Here is an 18,002-nt window from a genome sequence, read left to right on the forward strand (position 1 = left end):
CCGCCTGCCCGAAGGGTGCGGGTCAGCGCAGGCCGGCGGCGATCGCGTCGACCAGCAGCGCGCCGATGGTGCGGGCCAGCGTGGCCCGGGCCGCCGCCACGTCGAGGCCCATGGCGTCGCGCATCATGGCCCAGGCCGCCCAGGTGCAGGCCACGGTCAGCGCGTCCAGCAACTGCTCGCGCCCCGGTCCGGCGTGCGCCAGCTCCGGCTCGAAGGCCAACTCGGTCTCGTGGCGGACCCGGGCGATGGCCGCCTCCCGGTTGCGCCGCAACTGCGGGGAGAACGGCTCCCGCAGCGCCGAGGCGCGCGCCGAGGGGGCCAACACCTCCAGCATCTCGGCCCGCTGGTCGCAGAACTCGGCGATCCGCCGGGTGAGCGGCAGCTCGGGCGGGATCGGCCGCCAGAGCGCGTCCAGCCGCTCCCCGACCAGCCGCCCGGTCGCGGCGAACAGGGTCTCCATGTCCTTGAAGTTGGTCCACAGGGTGCGCAGGGACACCCCGGCGCGCTCGGCGATCCGCTCCCCGGTGGGCCGCAGGTCGCCCTCGTCGATGAGCGCCAGGTGCGCCTCGACGATGGCGGCCCGGGTCCGCTCGGCCCGCGCCGACCGGCCGTCCACCCGCGCCGGCACGTCGGCGTCCACCTCGATCATGCGTCCGCCCCCTGTGCGTAGCTCCTGGCCGGCGTCACCCGCCCGCCCCGGTGGCGTCACGCCGGAATGCTGCACTCTACGTGCGCGTCGCCGGGCGGCCGTCACCGCGGTGACGGCCGCCCGGCGCCTGGTCAGGTCGTCGGGATGGCGTCCGCCGGCGGGGTGGTCGGCGGCTCGGTGTACTCGGTGACCGGGGCGTCGCCATCGTCCGTGGTGTACGTGGGGCCGAAGTACGCCTGCGCGCCGTTCTGCACCTTGTTCAGCCGCACCCCGCTGTACCCGGCGTGCACGTCGCCGCTGTACCGGAACGGGGTGAGCCCGGGCCCCCGGAAGCCGCCCTTGCCGACCGCCTCGACCAGCTTCTCCCGGGTCGGGTCCTTGCCGGCGGCGAGCAGCGCCTGCACGAAGGTGTACGCCATGGAGTAGCCGTAGATCGCGTTGCCGTCGATCGGGTTGGCCGCGTTGTACTTCTGGTGGATCTTGGTGAACTCCTGGATCCACGGGTTCGCCGTGTCACCCACCATGGGCAGGTAGTTGTCGGCCACCATGCCTTCGAGGATCACCTTCTTGTCGCCGAGCTGGTTCGACAGGGTGGTGTAGTCGGCGCCCACGTTGGACACCACCCACTGCGCCCGGAAACCCTGCCCGGCGGCCTGCCCCATGGCGAGCGCGGTGAAGCCCGGGATGCTCGCCGAGATCACCACCTGGCAGCCGGCTGCCTTGAGCGCCCCGATGGCCGGGCCGACCTGCTGGTTGGTCGTGGTGTAGGTCTGCTTCGCCGCCACCGCGCCGAGGACCTTCTCGACCCCGGCCAGCGAGTCCCGCCCGAAGTCGTCGTTCTGCCCGAAGTGGCAGACCTTCGCGCCGGGGAACTGCTGCTTCACCCAGGTGGCCAGGATCTTGCCCTCGACCGTGTAGTCGGGCTGCCAGCCGAAGGTGGTCGGGTACTTGTCGGGCTGGTTCCAGTTCCGGCTGCCGGAGGAGACGAACAGGTCGGGCACCTTCTGGGTCTTGACGAACTCCAGCACGTTGGTGTGGGTCGGGGTGCCCAGCCCGCCGAGGAGCGCGAAGACCTTGTCGTCGAGCACCAGCTTGCGGACCACGTTCTCGGTGTTGGCGGGGTTGTAGCCGTCGTCCATGACCTTGTAGACGATCTTCCGGCCGTTCACCCCGCCCTTGCTGTTGACGTGCTCGAAGTACGCCTTCGTGGCGGCGGAGATCTTCGAGTACCCGGGCGCGGCGGGACCGGTGAGCGGCTGGTGGGTGCCGATGACGACCTCGGTGTCGGTGACGCCGGGGACGTTCTCGGCGGCCTGCTTCGCGTCGTCGGCGCAGGCCGGCACGACGGCCAGCAGGGCGAGGCCGGTGGCGGCCGCGAGTATGCGGCGGGTGGTGGGACGCATGGTTCTCCAATCCGGTGCGGCGGTGCGAACGGGTGGGTGGAACCGGGGTGGCTCAGTCCTCCGGCACGCGTCGGCGGGCGCGCAGCCGGGCGGCGACGGTGCGGACGGCGCCGTGCAGCCCGCCCGGGGCGGCGAGCATGACGACGATGAGGATGAGGCCGAACACGGCCAGCGCGAGGTTGCCCTCCAGCCGTTGGGCCAGGCCGCCCGACAGGCTGAACGTCTCGGTGAGCAGGCTCGGCAGGTCCTGGAGCGTGACCAGCAGCACCGCGCCCCAGACCGCGCCGGCCAGGCTGCCCAGCCCGCCGATCACGATGGCCATGAGCAGGAACAGCGACAGCTCCAGCGGGAACTTGCCCGGCGCGACGGTGGCGGTGAGAACCGCGTACACGCCGCCGCCGAGGCCGGCGCAGCCGGCGCTGACCACGAAGGCGAGCACCTGGGTGCGGGCCACGTGGATGCCGGCGAGCCGGGCGGCCACCTCGTCGTCCCGCACGGCGCGCAGCGACCGGCCGAACCGGCTGCGCACCAGGTTGGCCAGGAGCAGCACGGTCAGCAGCGCGGCGAGCAGCGCGATCCAGGCCAGCCACCGTTCCGGCTGGAAGTAGGCGCCCAGGAACGCCGGCGGGGTCTCCGCCGGGAAGCGCAGCCCCTGCTCGCCGTTGAACACCCCGGTGAAGATCGTGCTGACGGCCGGCACGAGCGTCGCCACGGCGAGGGTCACGCCGGCCAGGTACGGCCCGCGCAGCCGGGCGGCGGCCAGCCCGATGACCAGCCCGGCCAGGGCGGTCGCCGCGACGGCGGCCAGCAGCGACAGCGGCAGGATCCACCGCCCCTGCACGCCCCGCTCGTCGAACGCCCGCTGCACCAGCGCCACCGTGTAGGCGCCGGTGGCCATGAGCGCGCCGTGCCCGAGGGAGAGCTGGCCGTTGAGCCCGACCAGCACCGTGTAGCCGGCGGTGACGCAGAGGAACGCGCAGACCCGGGCCACCTGGAGGTTCTGGTAGGGCGGGAGCTGGTTGGTGAGCAGCACGACCAGGGCGCCGGCGAGCACCGCCCCGGCCAGGTGGCGCAGCAGGGTCGACCCGCGCGGGCCGGCGGTGGCCGGCGCACCGGGTAGCAGCCGGCGCAGCGGCGACGGCCCGGCGGGCCGGTCCACCCCGGACCGGGCGGAGGGGCGGGTGGCGGTCACACGTGCCTCGCCTTCGCGCTGGAGAACAGCCCGCCGGGGCGGACCAGGAGGACGGCCAGCAGCAGCACCAGGACGGCCAGCGGGGTGGTGTCCGGGCCCAGGTAGCCGGTGACGTACGAGAGGATCAGGCCGACCAGCAGGCCGCCGACCACCGCACCGGCCGGGCTGTCCAGGCCGCCGACCACGGCGGCGGTGAACGCGACCACGAAGACCAGGTCCATGGCATGCGGGTGCAGCCCCAGGCCGGTGGGGACGACCAGCATGCCGGCGAGCGCGCCGACCGCGGCGGCGAGGGCCCAGCCGAGGGTGAGCATCCGGCTCACGTCGACGCCGAGCAGCCGGGACACCTCGGGGGCGAACGCGGCGGCCCGCATCCGCAGGCCGATCGGCGTGCGGGTGAACAGCAGCGCGAGCAGCACCACGACCACCAGCACCGCGCCGAGCACCCACAGGTCGTAGGGCGACAGCGCGGCGACCCCGCCGAGGGTGAGCGCGTCGGTGTCGAACGGGGCGGCGGCCGGCCGGTAGCCGTTGCCGAAGACCATGCCGAGCACCGCCTGGATGAGCAGCACCAGGCCGAGCGCCACGATCACCTCGTTGAGCGGGTTGGCGTGCCCGACGAAGCGCATCAGCACCCGCTCGACCAGCGCGCCCAGGAGCAGGCCGGCGAGCACGGCCGCGCCCAGGCCCAGCCAGTAGGAGCCGGTCGCGGAGGCCACCGCGTAGCCGACGTACGCGGTGGCCACGGCCATCGCGCCCTGGGCGAAGTTGACCAGCCGGGCGGCCCGCCAGATGAGCACCAGGGCGAGGGCGAACGCGGCGTAGACCGCGCCGGTGGACAGCCCGCCGAAGGTGAGGAACAAGAACCGGTCCAATGCGGATCCTTCCTGCTCGCCGGGCCGTCAGAACCCGAGGTACGCGTGCCGGAGCTGGTCGTCGTCGCGCAGCCGCCCCGCCGGGGCGGCGGTCACCACGCGGCCGAGCGACATCACGACGCCCTGGTCGGCGACCGAGAGGGCGCTGCGCACGTTCTGCTCGACCAGCAGGACGGTCAGCCCCCGCTCGTCGCAGAGCCGGCGCAGCAGCGCCATGATCTGCGCGGTCACCTTGGGGGCCAGGCCGAGCGACGGCTCGTCGAGCAGCAGCAGCCGCGGCCGGGCGATCAGCGCCCGGCCGAGGGCGAGCATCTGCCGCTCCCCGCCGGAGAGCTGGTGCCCGGCGTGGCGCCGCCGGCGGGCCAGGGGCGGGAACAGTTCGTACACCTCGTCCTGGGCCCGGCGGGCGTCGACCCGGTCGCTGCGCCAGAGGCCGCCGAGGCGCAGGTTCTCCTCCACGGTCAGCTCGGCCACCACGCCCCGCCCCTCGGGGACGTGCGCCAGGCCGCGCCGGACCAGCCGTTCGACGCGGACGCCGCGCAGGTCGGCGCCGTCGAAGCGGACCCGGCCGCCGGTGGGCCGGAGCAGGCCCGACAGGGTACGCAGCAGGGTGGTCTTGCCGGCCCCGTTGGCGCCGAGCACGGCGGCGATGGTCCCGGCGGGCACCTCGAACGTCACGTCCCGCAGCACCGGCACCGGCCCGTAGCCGGCGCTGACCGCCTCGACCTCCAGCACGGCGGTCACGACCCGGCCCCCGCGGCCTCGGCCGGCACGTCGGCGCCGAGGTACGCCTCGGTGACCAGCGGGTCGTCGCGGACCTCGTCGGGGGTGCCGGCGGCGATCACCCGGCCGAAGTCGAGCACCACCAGCTCCTGGCAGACGGCCATGACCAGGTCCATGTGGTGCTCGACGAGCATCACCGAGCACGCGCCGCCGGCCCGCTCGGGCAGGGTGCGGACCAGCTCGGCCAGCTCGTCGACGTCGTCGGCGCCCAGCCCGCCGGCCGGCTCGTCGAGCAGGAGCAGGCGGGGCCGGGCGATCAGGGCACGGGCCAGGGCGACCCGCTTGCGCACCGCGTACGGCAGGGTGGCGGGGGCCGCGCCGGCGTGCGCGGCGACGCCCAGCTCGGCGAGGAGGTCGAGGGCCTCCTGGCGCAGCCGCCGCTCGTCGCGGTCGCTGCGGGGCAGGCCGAACAGGGCGGTGGCGAAGCCGGCCCGGGCCGCGTTGCTGGCGCCGGCCACCACGTTCTCCAGCACGGTGAGCCCGGGGAACAGGCCGACGCCCTGGAGCGTGCGGGCGATGCCGAGCCGGGTCAGCCGGTGCGGGCGGGGCCGGAACGGGCGACCGTCCAGGGTGAGCGATCCGCTGGTCGGCGGGACGAAGCCGCAGACCACGTTGAACAGGGTGGTCTTCCCGGCGCCGTTGGGACCGATCACGCCGACGATCCGGCCGGGCGGGACCCGCAGGGAGACGTCGTCGAGGGCGACAAGCCCGCCGAACCGGACGCCGACACCCTGCAGCGCCAGGTCGATGCCGTCCGCGGGAGTGGGGGGTGGGGACATCTTCACCTCGGGAGAGGACGCGGCGTCGGGGGTGCGCGGTGCGGCTCGGGCGAAGCGGGAAACTTATTACACCGGGAGTGTACTTTTCGGCGGAGGTTCGTCAATGCCTCCCGAGGGCCGTGGCGGTATCGACGCGATCACGATTCCGGGCGCGCCGGATCTGCACCCGCCGGGCAGGTGTGCCGTGCTCAGGCCGCGGCCGGGGCGGGTGCCCGCAGGGTCCGGACCTGGCCGGTGCGCGGGCCACCGGAGAGCGCCGCGGGGCTCCACTGTGTGGCGACGAGGTGGAGGGTGCGCCCGTCCGGGCCGCCGAGCGCGCAGGCGAAGCAGCCCCGGTCCAGGTCGATCCGGTCGAGCACCCGCCCGCCCTCGGCGACGCGGACGGCGCACCGGTTCGGCACGTCGCCGTACCAGACGGCTCCGGCGGCGTCGAGGCAGATGCCGTCCGGCGCGGAGTCCGGCACCGCCGCCCAGACCCGCCGGCCGCCGAGCGACCCGTCGGCCGCCACGTCGTACGCCGTGAGCCGGCCGGCGTACGACTCGGCGACGATCAGGGTGCCCCCGTCCGGGGTGAGCACCATGCCGTTGGGGAAGGCGAGATCGCCGGCGACCAGCCGGGCGGCGCCGTCGGGCGGGACCAGGGCCACGGCCCCCGGCCGGTAGTCCCCGGCGGGGAAGTCGAAGCCGATGGTGTTGACGTAGGCGTTGCCCCGGGCGTCGGTGACCACCTCGTTCCACGGGTGCGGGACGAGCGCGGCCAGGTCGGCGTGGGTGCGCAACGCGCCGTCGGGTTCCCGGCGCAGCAGCCGCCCGGCGCCGCCGGCCACCAGCAGCAGCCGCCCGTCCGGCAGCCAGTCGAAGCAGACCGGCAGCCCGTCGACCCGGACGACCACCTCGGTCCGGCCCGCCGCGTCGACGGTGAGCACCTCCCCGGCGCCCCAGTCGGCCAGCCAGAGCCGCCCGTCGTGCCAGCGGGGCGACTCGCCGAAGGCGAGCCCGTCGACCAGGATCTCCGGTGCGCTCACGGGTGGCTCCTCAGCAGGTCGCGGGAGCGGCGGAGGAACTCCCGCTCGACGGCGTTGTCGGTGCGCGCGATCGCCGCGTCGTACGCGGTCGCCGCCTCGGCCGGCCGGTCGAGGCGGCGCAGCAGGTCGGCGCGGACGGCGTGCAGCACGTGGTAGCCGGCCAGGTCCAGCCCGTCGACCTCGGCCAGCGCGGTGGCCGGGCCGGCCACCTCGGCCAGCGCGACGGCCCGGTGCAGCGCCACCACCGGCCCGGGCGCGTGCGCCCGCAGCTGGTCGTAGAGGGCGAGGATCTGCCGCCAGTCGGTGTCCGCGGCGGTCGCCGCGTCGCTGTGCACCGCGTTGATCGCGGCCTGGATCTGGTACGGGCCAGCGCGGTCCCGCCGCAGGCAGCGCCGCACGAGGGCCTGCCCCTCGGCGATCAGCGCGCGGTCCCACCGGCTCCGGTCCTGCGCGCCGAGCGGCACGAGCGCCCCGTCCGGCCCGGTCCGCGCGCCCCGCCGGGCGTCGGTGAGCAGCATGAGCGCGAGCAGGCCGAGCACCTCCGGCTCGTCCGGCATGAGGTTGGCGAGCAGCCGGCCCAGCCGGATCGCCTCGTCGCACAGCTCGTCGCGGACCAGCCGCTCCCCCGCGCTGGCGGTGTGCCCCTCCGTGAAGATCAGGTAGACCACGGCCAGCACGGCGCGCAGCCGGTCGGGCAGGTCGGCGTCCCGGGGCACCCGGTACGGGATGCCGGCGTCCCGGATCTTCGCCTTGGCCCGGACCAGGCGCTGCGCCATGGTCGGCTCCGGCACCAGGAACGCCCTCGCGATCTCGGCGGTGCTCAGCCCGCCGAGCAGGCGCAGGGTCAGCGCGACCCGGGCCGCCGGGCCGAGCGCCGGGTGGCAGCAGGTGAAGATCAGTCGGAGCCGGTCGTCGCGCACGGGACCCTCCTCGGCGGGCGGCTCGGCGGCGTACAGGAGGGCGGCCTGGGCGTGCCGGTCGGCGCGGGACGCCTCGCGGCGGCGCCGGTCGATCGCCCGGTTCCGGGCGGTGGTGATGATCCAGCCGGCCGGGCTCGGCGGTGGGCCGTCGACGGCCCACCGGTCGACCGCGGCGGCGAACGCCTCCTGGACCGCCTCCTCGGCGAGGTCGATGTCGCCGAGCAGGCGGACCAGGACGGCGACCGCGCGGCCGTACTCCGCGCGGAAGACCCGTTCGACGTCGGTGGGGCCGGTCATCCCTCGCCCTGGAACGGGCGCACCTCGATCGGCAGGGTGGTGGCCAGGGCGTAGCGGCGGCCCCAGTCGAGGGCGGCGTCGAGGTCGGGGGCCGTGATGATGGTGAACCCGCCCAGGTACTCCTTGCCCTCGACATACGGGCCGTCGGTGACGAGCACCTCGTCGCCCTTCGGGCGCAGCACGGTGGCGGTCTCCGGGGCGTGCAGGCCGTTGCCGAACACCCAGCACCCGGCCTCCCGCAACTCCCGGCCGATGGCGTCGACCTCGCGCATCACCCCGGCCAGGAACTCCGGGTCCGGCCGGCCGGCGCCGGCCGGCTGGTACATGCTGATCAGGTACTGCTTCACGCGCTTCTCCTCACCCCCGGCAGCGGCCCCGTGCCGCCCCTCCACCCTCCACACGAACGGCGCACCCCGGTATCGACACGCCGGCGGAGAGAATTCCAGCGGGATCCGGGTATCCCGCGCCGTGCGCGGCAACCGGGTGGTCGTGGTCGGGGCGGGGTTCTCCGGCCTGGCCGCCGCGCTCGCGCTCGCCGCCGCCGGCTGCGCCGTACGCCTGGTGGAGGCCCGCGACCGGGTCGGCGGACGGACGCTGTCCCGGCCGCTGCCCGGCGGCGGCTGGCTCGACCTCGGCGCGCAGTGGATCGGCCCGACCCAGGACCGGATGTACGCGCTGGTGGCCGCCCACGGCCTGGCGACCTTTCCGTCACCGGCCCGGGGCGCGCCCACCCTGCGCTGGGCCGGGCGGCGGCTGGCCGAGGCGCCCGCGCCGCTGGCCGCCATCCTGGACACGCTGGACGGGCTCGCCGCGCGGCTCGACCCGGCCGCGCCCTGGCGGGCGGCCGAGGCGGCGGAGTGGGACCGGACCACGCTCGGTGGCTGGCTGGCCGCCACCGCGCCCGACCCGGCGACCGCGCGCTACGCCGGGCGGTTGCTGGCCGGCGGGCTGCTCGCCGCCTCGCCGGACGAGGTGTCGCTGTTGCAGATGCTGTTCTACCTGTGCAGCGGCGGCGGCACGGGCAGCCTGCTGGGGATGGCCGGCGGCGCCCAGCAGGACCGGATCGTGGGCGGGCCCGCGGCGCTGGCCGAGCGGATGGCCGCCGCCCTGCCGGCGGACTGCCTCCGACTCGGCGCCCCGGTCGAGGGGGTCGCCCAGGACGGCGCCGGGGTGCGGGTGCACGCGGGCGGCGAGGTGCACCGCGGCGACGCCGTCGTGGTCGCGGTGGCGCCGGCGCTGGCGGGGCGGATCCGGTACGACCCGCCGCTGCCCGCGCTGCGCGACGGGCTCACCCAGCGGATGCCGATGGGCGCGGCGATCAAGGTGCACGCGCTCTACCCGGAGCCGTTCTGGCGGGCCGACGGCCGCTCCGGGGTGGCGACCGCCGACGACGGCCCGATCACCGAGACGGTGGACAACTCGCTGCCCGGCTCGCCGCGCGGCGTGCTCACGGCCTTCAGCTACGGCGCGGAGGCCCGCGAGCTGCGCCGGCTGGCGCCGGACGCCCGGCGGGCCGCGCTGCTGGACGCCCTCGTCACGCTGGTCGGGCCGGCCGCCGCCCGCCCCGACGACCTGGTCGAGTACGACTGGTCGGCCGACCCGTGGACCCGGGGCTGCTTCTGCGGCATGCTGCCGCCCGGCTCCTGGCGGGACTACGGCCCGGAGTTGCGCCATCCGGTGGGCCGGGTGCACTGGGCCGGCACCGAGACCGCCACCCGGTGGAGCGGCTACCTGGAGGGCGCCGTCGCGGCCGGTGAACGGGCCGCCGCCGAGGTGCTGGCCGGCCTCCGCTGAACCCCTCACCGGACAAAGAAAATCTTCCATGCGTCTATTGAAAAGTTTCTCCATCCTGTGACCTAATGTTGACAGTTCCTTTCGTCACGCTCCCCCACCCCCAGGGAGGAAAGATGAACCGTCCCCTTCGATCGGCGCTGCGTACGGCCGCCACGGCCCTGCTCGCCACCGTCACCCTGGCCGCCTCGGCCGTCGTCGGCGCGACACCCGCCAGCGCCGCGCCGGCCGGCCTGCCCGGCATGGACGTCTCCAGCCACCAGGGCAACGTGAACTGGTCCGCCGCCTGGAACAACGGCGCCCGGTTCGCGTACGTGAAGGCGACCGAGGGCACCGGCTACATCAACCCGTACTTCGCCCAGCAGTACAACGGCTCCTACAACGTCGGGATGATCCGCGGGTCGTACCACTTCGCCCTGCCCGGCAACTCGAGCGGCGCGGCCCAGGCCAACTACTTCGTCGACCACGGCGGCGGCTGGTCCAAGGACGGCAGGACCCTGCCCGGCGCGCTCGACATCGAGTACAACCCGTACGGCGCCACCTGCTACGGGTTGAGCCAGGCCTCGATGCGCAGCTGGATCGCCTCGTTCGTCAACCAGTACCACGCGCGCACCGGCCGGTGGGCCACCATCTACACCACCACCGACTGGTGGAGCACCTGCACGGGCAACACCTCGCAGTTCGCCGCGAACAACCCGCTGTGGATCGCCCGCTACTCCAGCAGCGTCGGCACGCTCCCCGCCGGCTGGGGGACGTACTCCTTCTGGCAGTGGTCGTCCTCGGGCGTCTTCCCGGGCGACCAGAACGTCTGGAACGGCACCCTGGACCGGCTCAAGGTGCTGGCCTGCAACGGACCCTGCTGATCCGCTCCGGTGGTGGGCGGCCCGCTCCGGCCGGCGTCCCGGACGCCGCGCCCCGGAGCCGCCGCCCGCCACCGGCGGCGTCCGTCCCCGACGAGGAGGCCCCCATGTCCGTTCCCGTTCCCCGGCGGGCCGTGCTGCGCGGCGCGGTCCTGCTGGGCGCCGCAGCCGGCGCCACCGCGCTCACCCAGGTCGGCGCCGGCCGCGACGCCCGGGCCGTCGCCGCGCGGATCGACCAGCCGACCATCGCCAACTGTGCGACCTGGAGCGCCCGCCCGCCGTCCTCCGCGGTGAGCGTGGTGCAGAGCCGGCCCAACAAGATCATCATTCATCACACGGCGTTCCCGAACACCACCGACTACAGCCTCGCGCAGGCCTACCGGAACTCGCGCGACATTCAAAACCTGCACATGGACAGCAACGGCTGGCTCGACTCCGGGCAGCACTTCACCAACAGCCGGGGCGGCTTCCTCACCGAGGGCCGGCACGGCAGTCTCTACGGGCTGCTGCACGGGCAGACCATGGTGCAGGGCGCGCACTGCGTCGGGCAGAACAGCCAGGCCATCGGCATCGAGAACGACGGCATCTATCTCGACGTGCAGCCGCCGCAGGCGCTCTGGAACAGCCTGGTGTGGTTCTGCGCCTTCACCTGCCAGCAGTACGGCATCCCGCCGACCGAGATCTACGGGCACAAGGACTTCAACAACACCCAGTGCCCCGGCCTGCTGCACGACCGGCTCCCGGAGCTGCGCAGCACCGTCGCGGCCCGCCTCGGCGGCTGACCGGATCCTGGGCAGCTCCCGTCCGTCTCGAACGGGAGCTGTCCAGGATCCCGCCGTTTCAGTGGTCGCTTATATAAGTCGGGTGTGATACAAAGGGTTCGTGCACGCCTTCGACGTCCTCGGGGACCCGGTGCGTCGCCGGATCCTGGAGCTGCTCGCCCAGGGCGAGCAGCCGGCCGGCACGCTCGGGGCGACCGTCCAGCGGGAGTTCGGCATCAGCCAGCCGGCCGTGTCGCAACACCTCAAGGTGCTGCGGGAGCACGGCTTCGCGACCGTGCGCGCCCAGGGCGCCCGCCGCCTCTACGCGGTGGACCCACGACCGCTGCGCGAGATGGACGAGTGGCTCGCGGGCTTCCGCCGGTTCTGGACGCCGCCGCTGGCGGCGCTCGCCACCGAACTGGCCCGGGGGCGGCGCGAACGGCGGCTGCGCGAGAGCGAACCCGACGAGAGGACAACCTGATGATCGACGTAATAGGGCAGATCAGCGCCGTCGAGCGCCGGCTGGGCAGCCGCACGCTACCGGCGGGCGAGGCGCGGGTGCTGACGATCAGCCAGACCTATGACGCGCCGGTGGAGGACGTCTGGGACGCCTGCACCAGCGCCGAGCGGATCCCCCGCTGGTTCCTGCCGGTCTCCGGCGAGCTGAAGGTCGGCGGGAGCTACCAGCTGGAGGGCAACGCCGGGGGCACGGTCGAGCGCTGCGACCCGCCGCACAGCTTCGCCGCGACCTGGGAGTTCGGCGGGGAGGTGAGCTGGATCGAGGTGCGGCTCACCGAGGCCGGCGCCGGGCGTACCCGGTTCGAGCTGGAGCACGTGGCGCACGTCGACGACGAGCGGTGGGCCGAGTACGGCCCGGGCGCGGTCGGCGTCGGCTGGGACGGGGCGCTGCTCGGGCTGGCCTCCCACCTCGCCGCCGACGGCTCCGGGATCACCCCGGACGAGGCCGTCGCCTGGATGGGCTCGGACGAGGGCCGCCGCTTCATGACCGAGGCCAGCGCCCGCTGGACCGAGGCGAGCATCGCCGCCGGCACCCCGGCCGACGAGGCCCGCGCCGCCGGCGACCGGACGACCGCCTTCTACACGGGCAGCCCCACCCCCTGACTCCCCCACCGATCGTGCCCGTGCCGACGGACGTGGCACGGGCACGATCGCGAGGTCGGAACCCGGCGCGGAGCCGCCCGGAGGAAAGCGGGGGCGGAGTGTCGGTGCCCTCCGGCAGACTGGCGGCCGTGCCCATCCGATCCGTCGCCGAGCTGACCGCCACCGTCCACTCCGGAGCGCGGGTCACCTACCTGCACTTCTGGGGCCACCGCCCGCAGCGCGACGGCAGCGTCGGCGCCGGCTGCCTGAGCCAGTGGTGGCCCGCGGCGTTCACGGTCGACGGCCGCACCTACGCCACGGCCGAGCACTGGATGATGTGGCACAAGGCCGTCCTCTTCGGCGACGACGGGATCGCCGAGCGGGTGCTGGCCGCCGCGCACCCGCAGCGGGCCAAGGCGCTCGGCCGGCAGGTCCACGGCTTCGACGAGGCGACCTGGGCCGCCCGCCGCTACGACATCGTGGTGGCCGGCAGCGTGGCCAAGTTCGGCCAGCACGAGGAGCTGGGCCGGTTCCTGCTCGGCACCGGCGAGCGGGTGCTCGTCGAGGCCAGCCCGGTGGACCGGGTGTGGGGCATCGGGCTGGCGGCCGACGACCCGCGCGCCGGGGACCCGGCGCGGTGGCGGGGCGACAACCTGCTCGGCTTCGCCCTCATGGAGGCCCGCGCCGCCCTGCGCGCCGACGCCACCGGCCTGCCCGGCTAGCCGCGCCGGGGGCGGAAAACCCCCGGGCGGAGTCGGAGGGTTTCCGGCTTCCGACCACCGGCGGCGCTGCCTAGCGTCGATGGTGTGATCGAACTACGTGAGCTGACGAAACGGTACGGCGGCCGGGTCGCCGTCGACGGGTTGAGCGTCCGGGTGCAGCCGGGGGTGGTGACCGGCTTCCTCGGCCCGAACGGGTCCGGCAAGTCCACGACGATGCGGATGATCCTCGGTCTGGACGCCCCGGACCAGGGTGAGGCGCTGATCGGGGGCGTCCGGTACCAGGACCTGGGCTGGCCGTTGAAGACGGTCGGCGCGCTCCTGGACGCCGGGGCGTTCCACCCCGGCCGCAGCGCCCGTGCGCACCTGAGCGCGCTGGCCGCGAGCAACGACATCCCCGGTTCCCGGGTCGAGCAGGTGCTGCGGGTCGTCGGTCTGTCCGACGCGGCGACGCGGCGTGCCGGCACGTACTCGCTCGGCATGCGCCAGCGGCTCGGCGTCGCCGTGGCCCTGCTCGGCGACCCGGGCGTCCTCCTGCTCGACGAGCCGGTCAACGGGCTGGATCCGGAGGGCATCCGCTGGATCCGGGACCTGCTGCGCGGGCTCGCCGCCGAGGGCCGGACGGTGTTCGTGTCCAGTCACCTGATCGCCGAGATGGCGCTGACCGCCGACCGGCTGGTGGTCATCGGCCGCGGCCGGCTGCTCGCCGAGACGACCGTCGCCGAACTCGCCGCCGGCGGCGACAGCCTGGAGGACGCGTTCTTCCGGCTCACCTCAGAGGCTACCGACTATCGCGGAGTGGGAGCGTCATGAACCGGTACGGATTCCGGCAGGCAGCCCGGATGGAACGGATCAAGCTGGGCAGCGTCCGGTCGACGTGGTGGCTGGCGATCGCCGCGGTGGTCTCGATGGCCGCCGCCGGGGCCGGGGTGGGACTCGGGTACCGATCGCACACCCCGGTCGCCACCGCCGCCCAGATCCTGAACAACAGCCTCGGCGGCGCCATCGTGGCCCAACTGCTCCTCGGCGCGCTCGGCGTCCTCATGGTGACCGGGGAATACGGCAGCGGGATGATCCGCTCGACGTTCGCCGCCGTCCCGCGGCGTCGGACCGTCCTGGCCGCGAAGGTCGCCGTGTGCGGGGGCGCGGCCCTCACCGTCGGGCTGGTCGCGAGCTTCGCCGGGTACCTGGGCGGGCAGCTCGCGATCCGGGGCACCGCCATCCCGGCCGCGGCCCTGACCGACCCGGCGATCCTGCGCGCGGTCGTGCTGACCGGCGTGTACCTGGGCGCCACCGCGCTCATCGGGGTCGGCATCGGGGCGATCGTGCGGCACTCGGGCGCCGCGATCGGCACGCTGTTCGGTCTGATGTTCGTCCCGATGATCGTGGCCGGTCTGTTCGGCGAGAGCGGGATCCAGGTCGGCCGCTTCGTCCCGCTGCTGATGCTGCTCAACTCGATCGCGGTGACCTCGCCGGTGCCCGGGCTGTTCGCCGGCTGGGGCAGCGCGCTGCTCATGTGCGGGTACGCGGCGGCGGCGGTGCTGTGCGGAGGCGTGCTGCTCCGCCATCGCGACGCGTGACCGGCGACAATGGGCCGATGACCGCGCTGCGCGCTCCGTTCACCACACTGGCCCTGCGCCGGGCGGTGTTCTGCGTCCTCGGCGTGGTCAGCGCGGCCGCGATCCTGAGCGCACCGGCGCTCGGGCCGGCCCTGGGCGTCCTGTTCCTCTGGGCGACCGGAGCCCTGTCCGACCAGCCCGCACCTGCCGTCGCACCGGTGTTCCTCTTCCTGGTCCCGCTCACCGTCGCGCTCCTGGTCGTGCTCGCCGCCCCGATCGGGCGCGCGATGGGAGCCGTCCATCGCGCACTCGCCGGCCGGCTGCTCGACGTGCACGTGGACGCCCCGCCGCCCCGGCCGTCGAGGCGGCTCGGCGCCGTCGTCTCCGACGGACCGGGCTGGCGCGCCGTCGGGTACGGCCTGCTCAAGGTGCCACTGGCCATCCCCCAGGGCTACGGGGCGTTCTGCTACGTGTTCGGCCTGGCCAACCTCAGCTACCCGCTGTGGTGGCCGCTGTTCCGCAACCACCCGGCCGGGACACGCCTCGGACCGGTGTGGGCGCTCACGCCGTTCGGCGCCATCGGCACGCGGACGTTCGCCGGAACGTTCCTCATCGCCGCGGCCGGCCTCGCCATGCTGCTGGTCGCGCCGTGGTTGATGCGGGCCGGCACGACGCTGGACGTTGCCGCCATGCGACGGCTGCTCGGTCCGCGCCGGCTCGCCGAGCGGGTACGCGAACTGCAGCTCACCCGGGCCCGCGCGATCGACGACGCGGCCGCCATGATGCGCAGGCTGGAACGGGACCTGCACGACGGCGCGCAGATCCGGCTGGCCACGCTGGCCCTGAACCTCGGCATGGCGACCGAGAAGCTCGGTGCCGACGGCCCGCCACCCGACCTCGCGCAGGCCCGCGAGCTGGTCGCGCTCGCCCACCGCGGAGCGAAGGAGGCCCTCGCCGACCTGCGCGACCTGGTGCGCGGGATCCACCCGCCGGTCCTCGACAACGGTCTCGGTGACGCGCTGGCGACGCTCGCCACGAACAGCGCCATCCCGGTCGCGGTGACCGTCGACCTGCCCGACCGCCCGGCGCCCGCCATCGAGACCGTCGCCTACTTCTGCGCCTCCGAGCTGCTCGCGAACGCGGCCAAACACAGCCGGGCGACCCGGATCGCGCTCGGCGTCGTCCGATCCGGCGAGCGCCTGACGGTGACCGTCGAGGACGACGGCGTCGGCGGGGCGGACCCGGCCGGTCCCGGCCTGTCCGGCCTGGCCCGTCGCATCGCCGTCGTGGACGGCCGGATGCGCGTACGCAGTCCGGACGGCGGTCCGACCCGGGTCGACATCGAGCTGCCCACACACGTGTGAACGGAGGCGACGGCATGCGGGTGGTGATCGCGGAGGACGCCGCGATGATGCGCGAGGGGCTGGTCCGGCTGCTCACCGACCGCGGTTTCGAGGTGTGCGCGGCGGTGGCCGACGCGGATGCGCTGCGGTCCGCGGTTGCCGCCACCGTGCCGGACGTGGCCGTCATCGACATCCGGATGCCACCGACGCACACCGACGAGGGGCTGCGCGCCGCGATCGACATCCGGCGCGACCAACCCGACGTCGGTGTGCTGGTGTTCTCCCAGTACGTGGAGACCCGCTACGCGACCCGCCTGCTCGCCGACCGGCCGACGGGCGTCGGATACCTGCTCAAGGACCGCGTCGCCGACGTCGCCGATTTCGTGGACGCGCTGACCCGGGTGGCATCTGGTGGCACCGCGCTGGATCCGGAGGTGGTCGGCCACCTCATGCGGGCCGGGCGGGACACGGCCGGGCTGGCGTCGCTGACCCCCCGGGAGCGTGAGGTGCTGTCGCTGATGGCCGAGGGACGATCCAACGCCGGGATCGCGGCGGCTCTCGTCATCACCGCCGGAGTCGTGGAGAAGCACGTGGCGAGCATCTTCGCAAAACTCGGTCTGCCGTCCTCGGACGGCGACAACCGCCGGGTCCTGGCCGTCCTCCGCCACGTCGGCGGCGGCTGATGTCGCGTCTTCGTGGACACCGTGCGTCGCTCCGGCGCGTCGCGGAACGGCTGCGGCACCCGGAGACACCCCGCGCGGGCGGGTGAAGGGCGCGCCCGGGCGGCCGGGCGGGTAACGTGCAGCGGCGTGACCGCCGCCGCGTACTCGCACTGCTCGTTCTGCGGCGTGGCCTACCCGGCGGAGGCCGGGTGGCCGCGCGTCTGCCTGGCCTGCGGGGAGACGGTGTGGCGCAACCCGCTGCCCGTGGCGGTGGCCGTGCTGCCGGTCCGCACCCCGGAGGGCCTCGGCGTGGTGGTGGTCCGCCGGGACATCGAGCCGGCCCGCGGCCAGCTCGCCCTGCCGGGCGGCTTCATCGAGTACGGCGAGGAGTGGTCCGAGGCGCTGGTCCGTGAGCTGCGGGAGGAGACCGGCCTGCTCGCCGAGGCCGAGGAGGCGCGGCTGTTCGCGGTGCACGGGGCGCCGGCCGGCGGCACCATGATGGTCTTCGGCGTGCTGCCCGAGCGACCGGTCGGTGACCTGCCCCCGTCGGCGCCGACCGAGGAGGCCACCGAGTGGCTGGTCCTCACCGAGCCGGTCGAGCTGGCGTTCTCCACGCACACCCGGGTCCTGGCCGACTTCCTCGCCGGCCAGCACGCCGGCTGACCCGGCGCCCTGACCCGGACCTCGGCCGACGCGGCCAAAACTCCTATTGATTGAATAGGAAAGGCAGCGTCGCCGAGCGTCCGGAGGTCACCCGTGTCCCACGCCGAAGCCGACCACGACACCCGCCGGAGCCGGCAGTGGCTGGCCGGGGAGGCCCGCGGCGCGGGCGTCGACCGCGACCGGCTGCTGGAGCTGGGAGCGGCCATGGCCGCCCTGACCGCCGCCGCGGCCGAGCGGGAGCCGGTCGCCCTGGCGTCCGCGCCGGTCGGCGTCGACCCGGGTACGCCGATCGCCAAGCCGCTGCCGCCGGAGCTGCTGCGCCCGCTCGACACCAACGCCGAGATGCACTGGACGGCACTGGCCGGGCAGGGGTACGTGGTGCCCAACGACCGCTTCTTCGTCCGCAACCACACCGAGACGCCCCGACTGGACGCCGGCACCTGGCGGCTGCGCCTGTTCGGCACCGGGCTGCGGGACGCGCCCACCCGGGACGCCCCGGTCGAGTTCAGCCTCGACGAGCTGCGCCGGCTGCCCGCCGAGGAGAGCGACGCGCTGCTGGAGTGCGCCGGCAACGGGCGGCGCTTCTTCACCGAGCAGCAGGGCGAGCCGGCGCCGGGGGT

General features: G+C 74.7%; 21 protein-coding genes. 12 read left to right on the top strand and 9 right to left on the bottom strand.

What is annotated here, in order from left to right; genetic code table 11:
- Nucleotides 1-22: 22 nt before the first annotated feature.
- The 9 genes from F8274_RS14010 to F8274_RS14050 form a co-directional block, all read right to left on the bottom strand.
- Entirely contained in the window at nt 23-649 is a 627-nt protein-coding gene (locus F8274_RS14010; protein WP_151462740.1) for a TetR/AcrR family transcriptional regulator, read from the bottom strand.
- Between the two features lie 131 nt (nt 650-780).
- Nucleotides 781-2,052, bottom strand: coding sequence for an ABC transporter substrate-binding protein (locus F8274_RS14015; protein WP_151462741.1), 1,272 nt, complete (start codon nt 2,050-2,052; stop codon nt 781-783).
- A gap of 52 nt (nt 2,053-2,104) precedes the next feature.
- Nucleotides 2,105-3,244 carry a branched-chain amino acid ABC transporter permease gene (locus F8274_RS14020; RefSeq protein WP_225853784.1) on the bottom strand — a complete coding sequence of 380 codons (1,140 nt, stop codon included), beginning with the start codon at nt 3,242-3,244 and terminating at the stop codon, nt 2,105-2,107.
- Nucleotides 3,241-4,119 carry a branched-chain amino acid ABC transporter permease gene (locus F8274_RS14025; RefSeq protein WP_151462742.1) on the bottom strand — a complete coding sequence of 293 codons (879 nt, stop codon included), beginning with the start codon at nt 4,117-4,119 and terminating at the stop codon, nt 3,241-3,243. Before F8274_RS14025 ends, F8274_RS14020 begins: the two co-directional genes overlap by 4 nt.
- 27 nt (nt 4,120-4,146) lie before the next feature.
- Nucleotides 4,147-4,863 (bottom strand): ABC transporter ATP-binding protein, encoded by a 717-nt coding sequence (locus F8274_RS14030; RefSeq protein ID WP_151462743.1) that lies wholly within the window; start codon nt 4,861-4,863, stop codon nt 4,147-4,149.
- A complete protein-coding gene (locus tag F8274_RS14035) occupies nt 4,860-5,681 on the bottom strand; it encodes an ABC transporter ATP-binding protein (RefSeq protein ID WP_151462744.1) in 822 nt (273 codons plus the stop codon). Before F8274_RS14035 ends, F8274_RS14030 begins: the two co-directional genes overlap by 4 nt.
- Nucleotides 5,682-5,869: 188 nt before the next feature.
- On the bottom strand, nt 5,870-6,706 hold the full coding sequence (locus F8274_RS14040; protein ID WP_151462745.1) for an SMP-30/gluconolactonase/LRE family protein: 837 nt from the start codon (nt 6,704-6,706) through the stop codon (nt 5,870-5,872).
- Entirely contained in the window at nt 6,703-7,923 is a 1,221-nt protein-coding gene (locus F8274_RS14045) for an RNA polymerase sigma factor (RefSeq protein ID WP_151462746.1), read from the bottom strand. Before F8274_RS14045 ends, F8274_RS14040 begins: the two co-directional genes overlap by 4 nt.
- Nucleotides 7,920-8,270 (bottom strand): YciI family protein, encoded by a 351-nt coding sequence (locus F8274_RS14050; protein ID WP_151462747.1) that lies wholly within the window; start codon nt 8,268-8,270, stop codon nt 7,920-7,922. Before F8274_RS14050 ends, F8274_RS14045 begins: the two co-directional genes overlap by 4 nt.
- On the opposite strand from F8274_RS14050, the gene F8274_RS14055 reads away from it, so the two are divergent.
- From F8274_RS14055 to F8274_RS14110, 12 genes are all read left to right on the top strand, one after another.
- Nucleotides 8,248-9,717 carry an FAD-dependent oxidoreductase gene (locus F8274_RS14055; protein WP_151462748.1) on the top strand — a complete coding sequence of 490 codons (1,470 nt, stop codon included), beginning with the start codon at nt 8,248-8,250 and terminating at the stop codon, nt 9,715-9,717. The two genes, F8274_RS14050 and F8274_RS14055, sit on opposite strands and share 23 nt — an antisense overlap.
- Before the next feature lie 113 nt (nt 9,718-9,830).
- On the top strand, nt 9,831-10,577 hold the full coding sequence (locus F8274_RS14060; protein WP_151462749.1) for a lysozyme: 747 nt from the start codon (nt 9,831-9,833) through the stop codon (nt 10,575-10,577).
- A 104-nt stretch (nt 10,578-10,681) separates the two neighbouring features.
- Entirely contained in the window at nt 10,682-11,356 is a 675-nt protein-coding gene (locus tag F8274_RS14065; RefSeq protein ID WP_151462750.1) for a peptidoglycan recognition family protein, read from the top strand.
- A gap of 100 nt (nt 11,357-11,456) precedes the next feature.
- Complete coding sequence (locus F8274_RS14070; protein WP_151462751.1) at nt 11,457-11,816, top strand: helix-turn-helix transcriptional regulator; 360 nt, start codon at nt 11,457-11,459, stop codon at nt 11,814-11,816.
- Nucleotides 11,816-12,457 carry an SRPBCC family protein gene (locus F8274_RS14075; RefSeq protein ID WP_151462752.1) on the top strand — a complete coding sequence of 214 codons (642 nt, stop codon included), beginning with the start codon at nt 11,816-11,818 and terminating at the stop codon, nt 12,455-12,457. Before F8274_RS14070 ends, F8274_RS14075 begins: the two co-directional genes overlap by 1 nt.
- A 128-nt stretch (nt 12,458-12,585) precedes the next feature.
- A complete protein-coding gene (locus F8274_RS14080; protein ID WP_370518229.1) occupies nt 12,586-13,158 on the top strand; it encodes an NADAR family protein in 573 nt (190 codons plus the stop codon).
- A gap of 84 nt (nt 13,159-13,242) precedes the next feature.
- Entirely contained in the window at nt 13,243-13,968 is a 726-nt protein-coding gene (locus F8274_RS14085) for an ABC transporter ATP-binding protein (RefSeq protein WP_151462754.1), read from the top strand.
- A 29-nt stretch (nt 13,969-13,997) separates the two neighbouring features.
- Nucleotides 13,998-14,735: an ABC transporter permease subunit gene (locus F8274_RS14090; RefSeq protein ID WP_192579825.1), complete on the top strand. Its 738-nt coding sequence runs from the start codon at nt 13,998-14,000 to the stop codon at nt 14,733-14,735.
- Nucleotides 14,736-14,752: 17 nt separating this feature from the next.
- Complete coding sequence (locus F8274_RS14095) at nt 14,753-16,078, top strand: sensor histidine kinase (RefSeq protein WP_151462757.1); 1,326 nt, start codon at nt 14,753-14,755, stop codon at nt 16,076-16,078.
- A 14-nt stretch (nt 16,079-16,092) separates the two neighbouring features.
- The gene (locus tag F8274_RS14100) at nt 16,093-16,740 is read left to right on the top strand and encodes a response regulator transcription factor (protein WP_151462758.1); all 648 of its coding nucleotides are present in this window, start codon (nt 16,093-16,095) and stop codon (nt 16,738-16,740) included.
- A 126-nt stretch (nt 16,741-16,866) separates the two neighbouring features.
- Nucleotides 16,867-17,382, top strand: a complete 516-nt coding sequence (locus tag F8274_RS14105) for an NUDIX domain-containing protein (protein WP_151462759.1) — start codon at nt 16,867-16,869, stop codon at nt 17,380-17,382.
- A 93-nt stretch (nt 17,383-17,475) separates the two neighbouring features.
- The coding region (locus F8274_RS14110; protein ID WP_225853785.1) for a molybdopterin-dependent oxidoreductase at nt 17,476-18,002 on the top strand (527 nt) is incomplete at its 3' end.

The organism is Micromonospora sp. AMSO31t, from assembly GCF_008868175.1.
Classification (GTDB): domain Bacteria; phylum Actinomycetota; class Actinomycetes; order Mycobacteriales; family Micromonosporaceae; genus Micromonospora.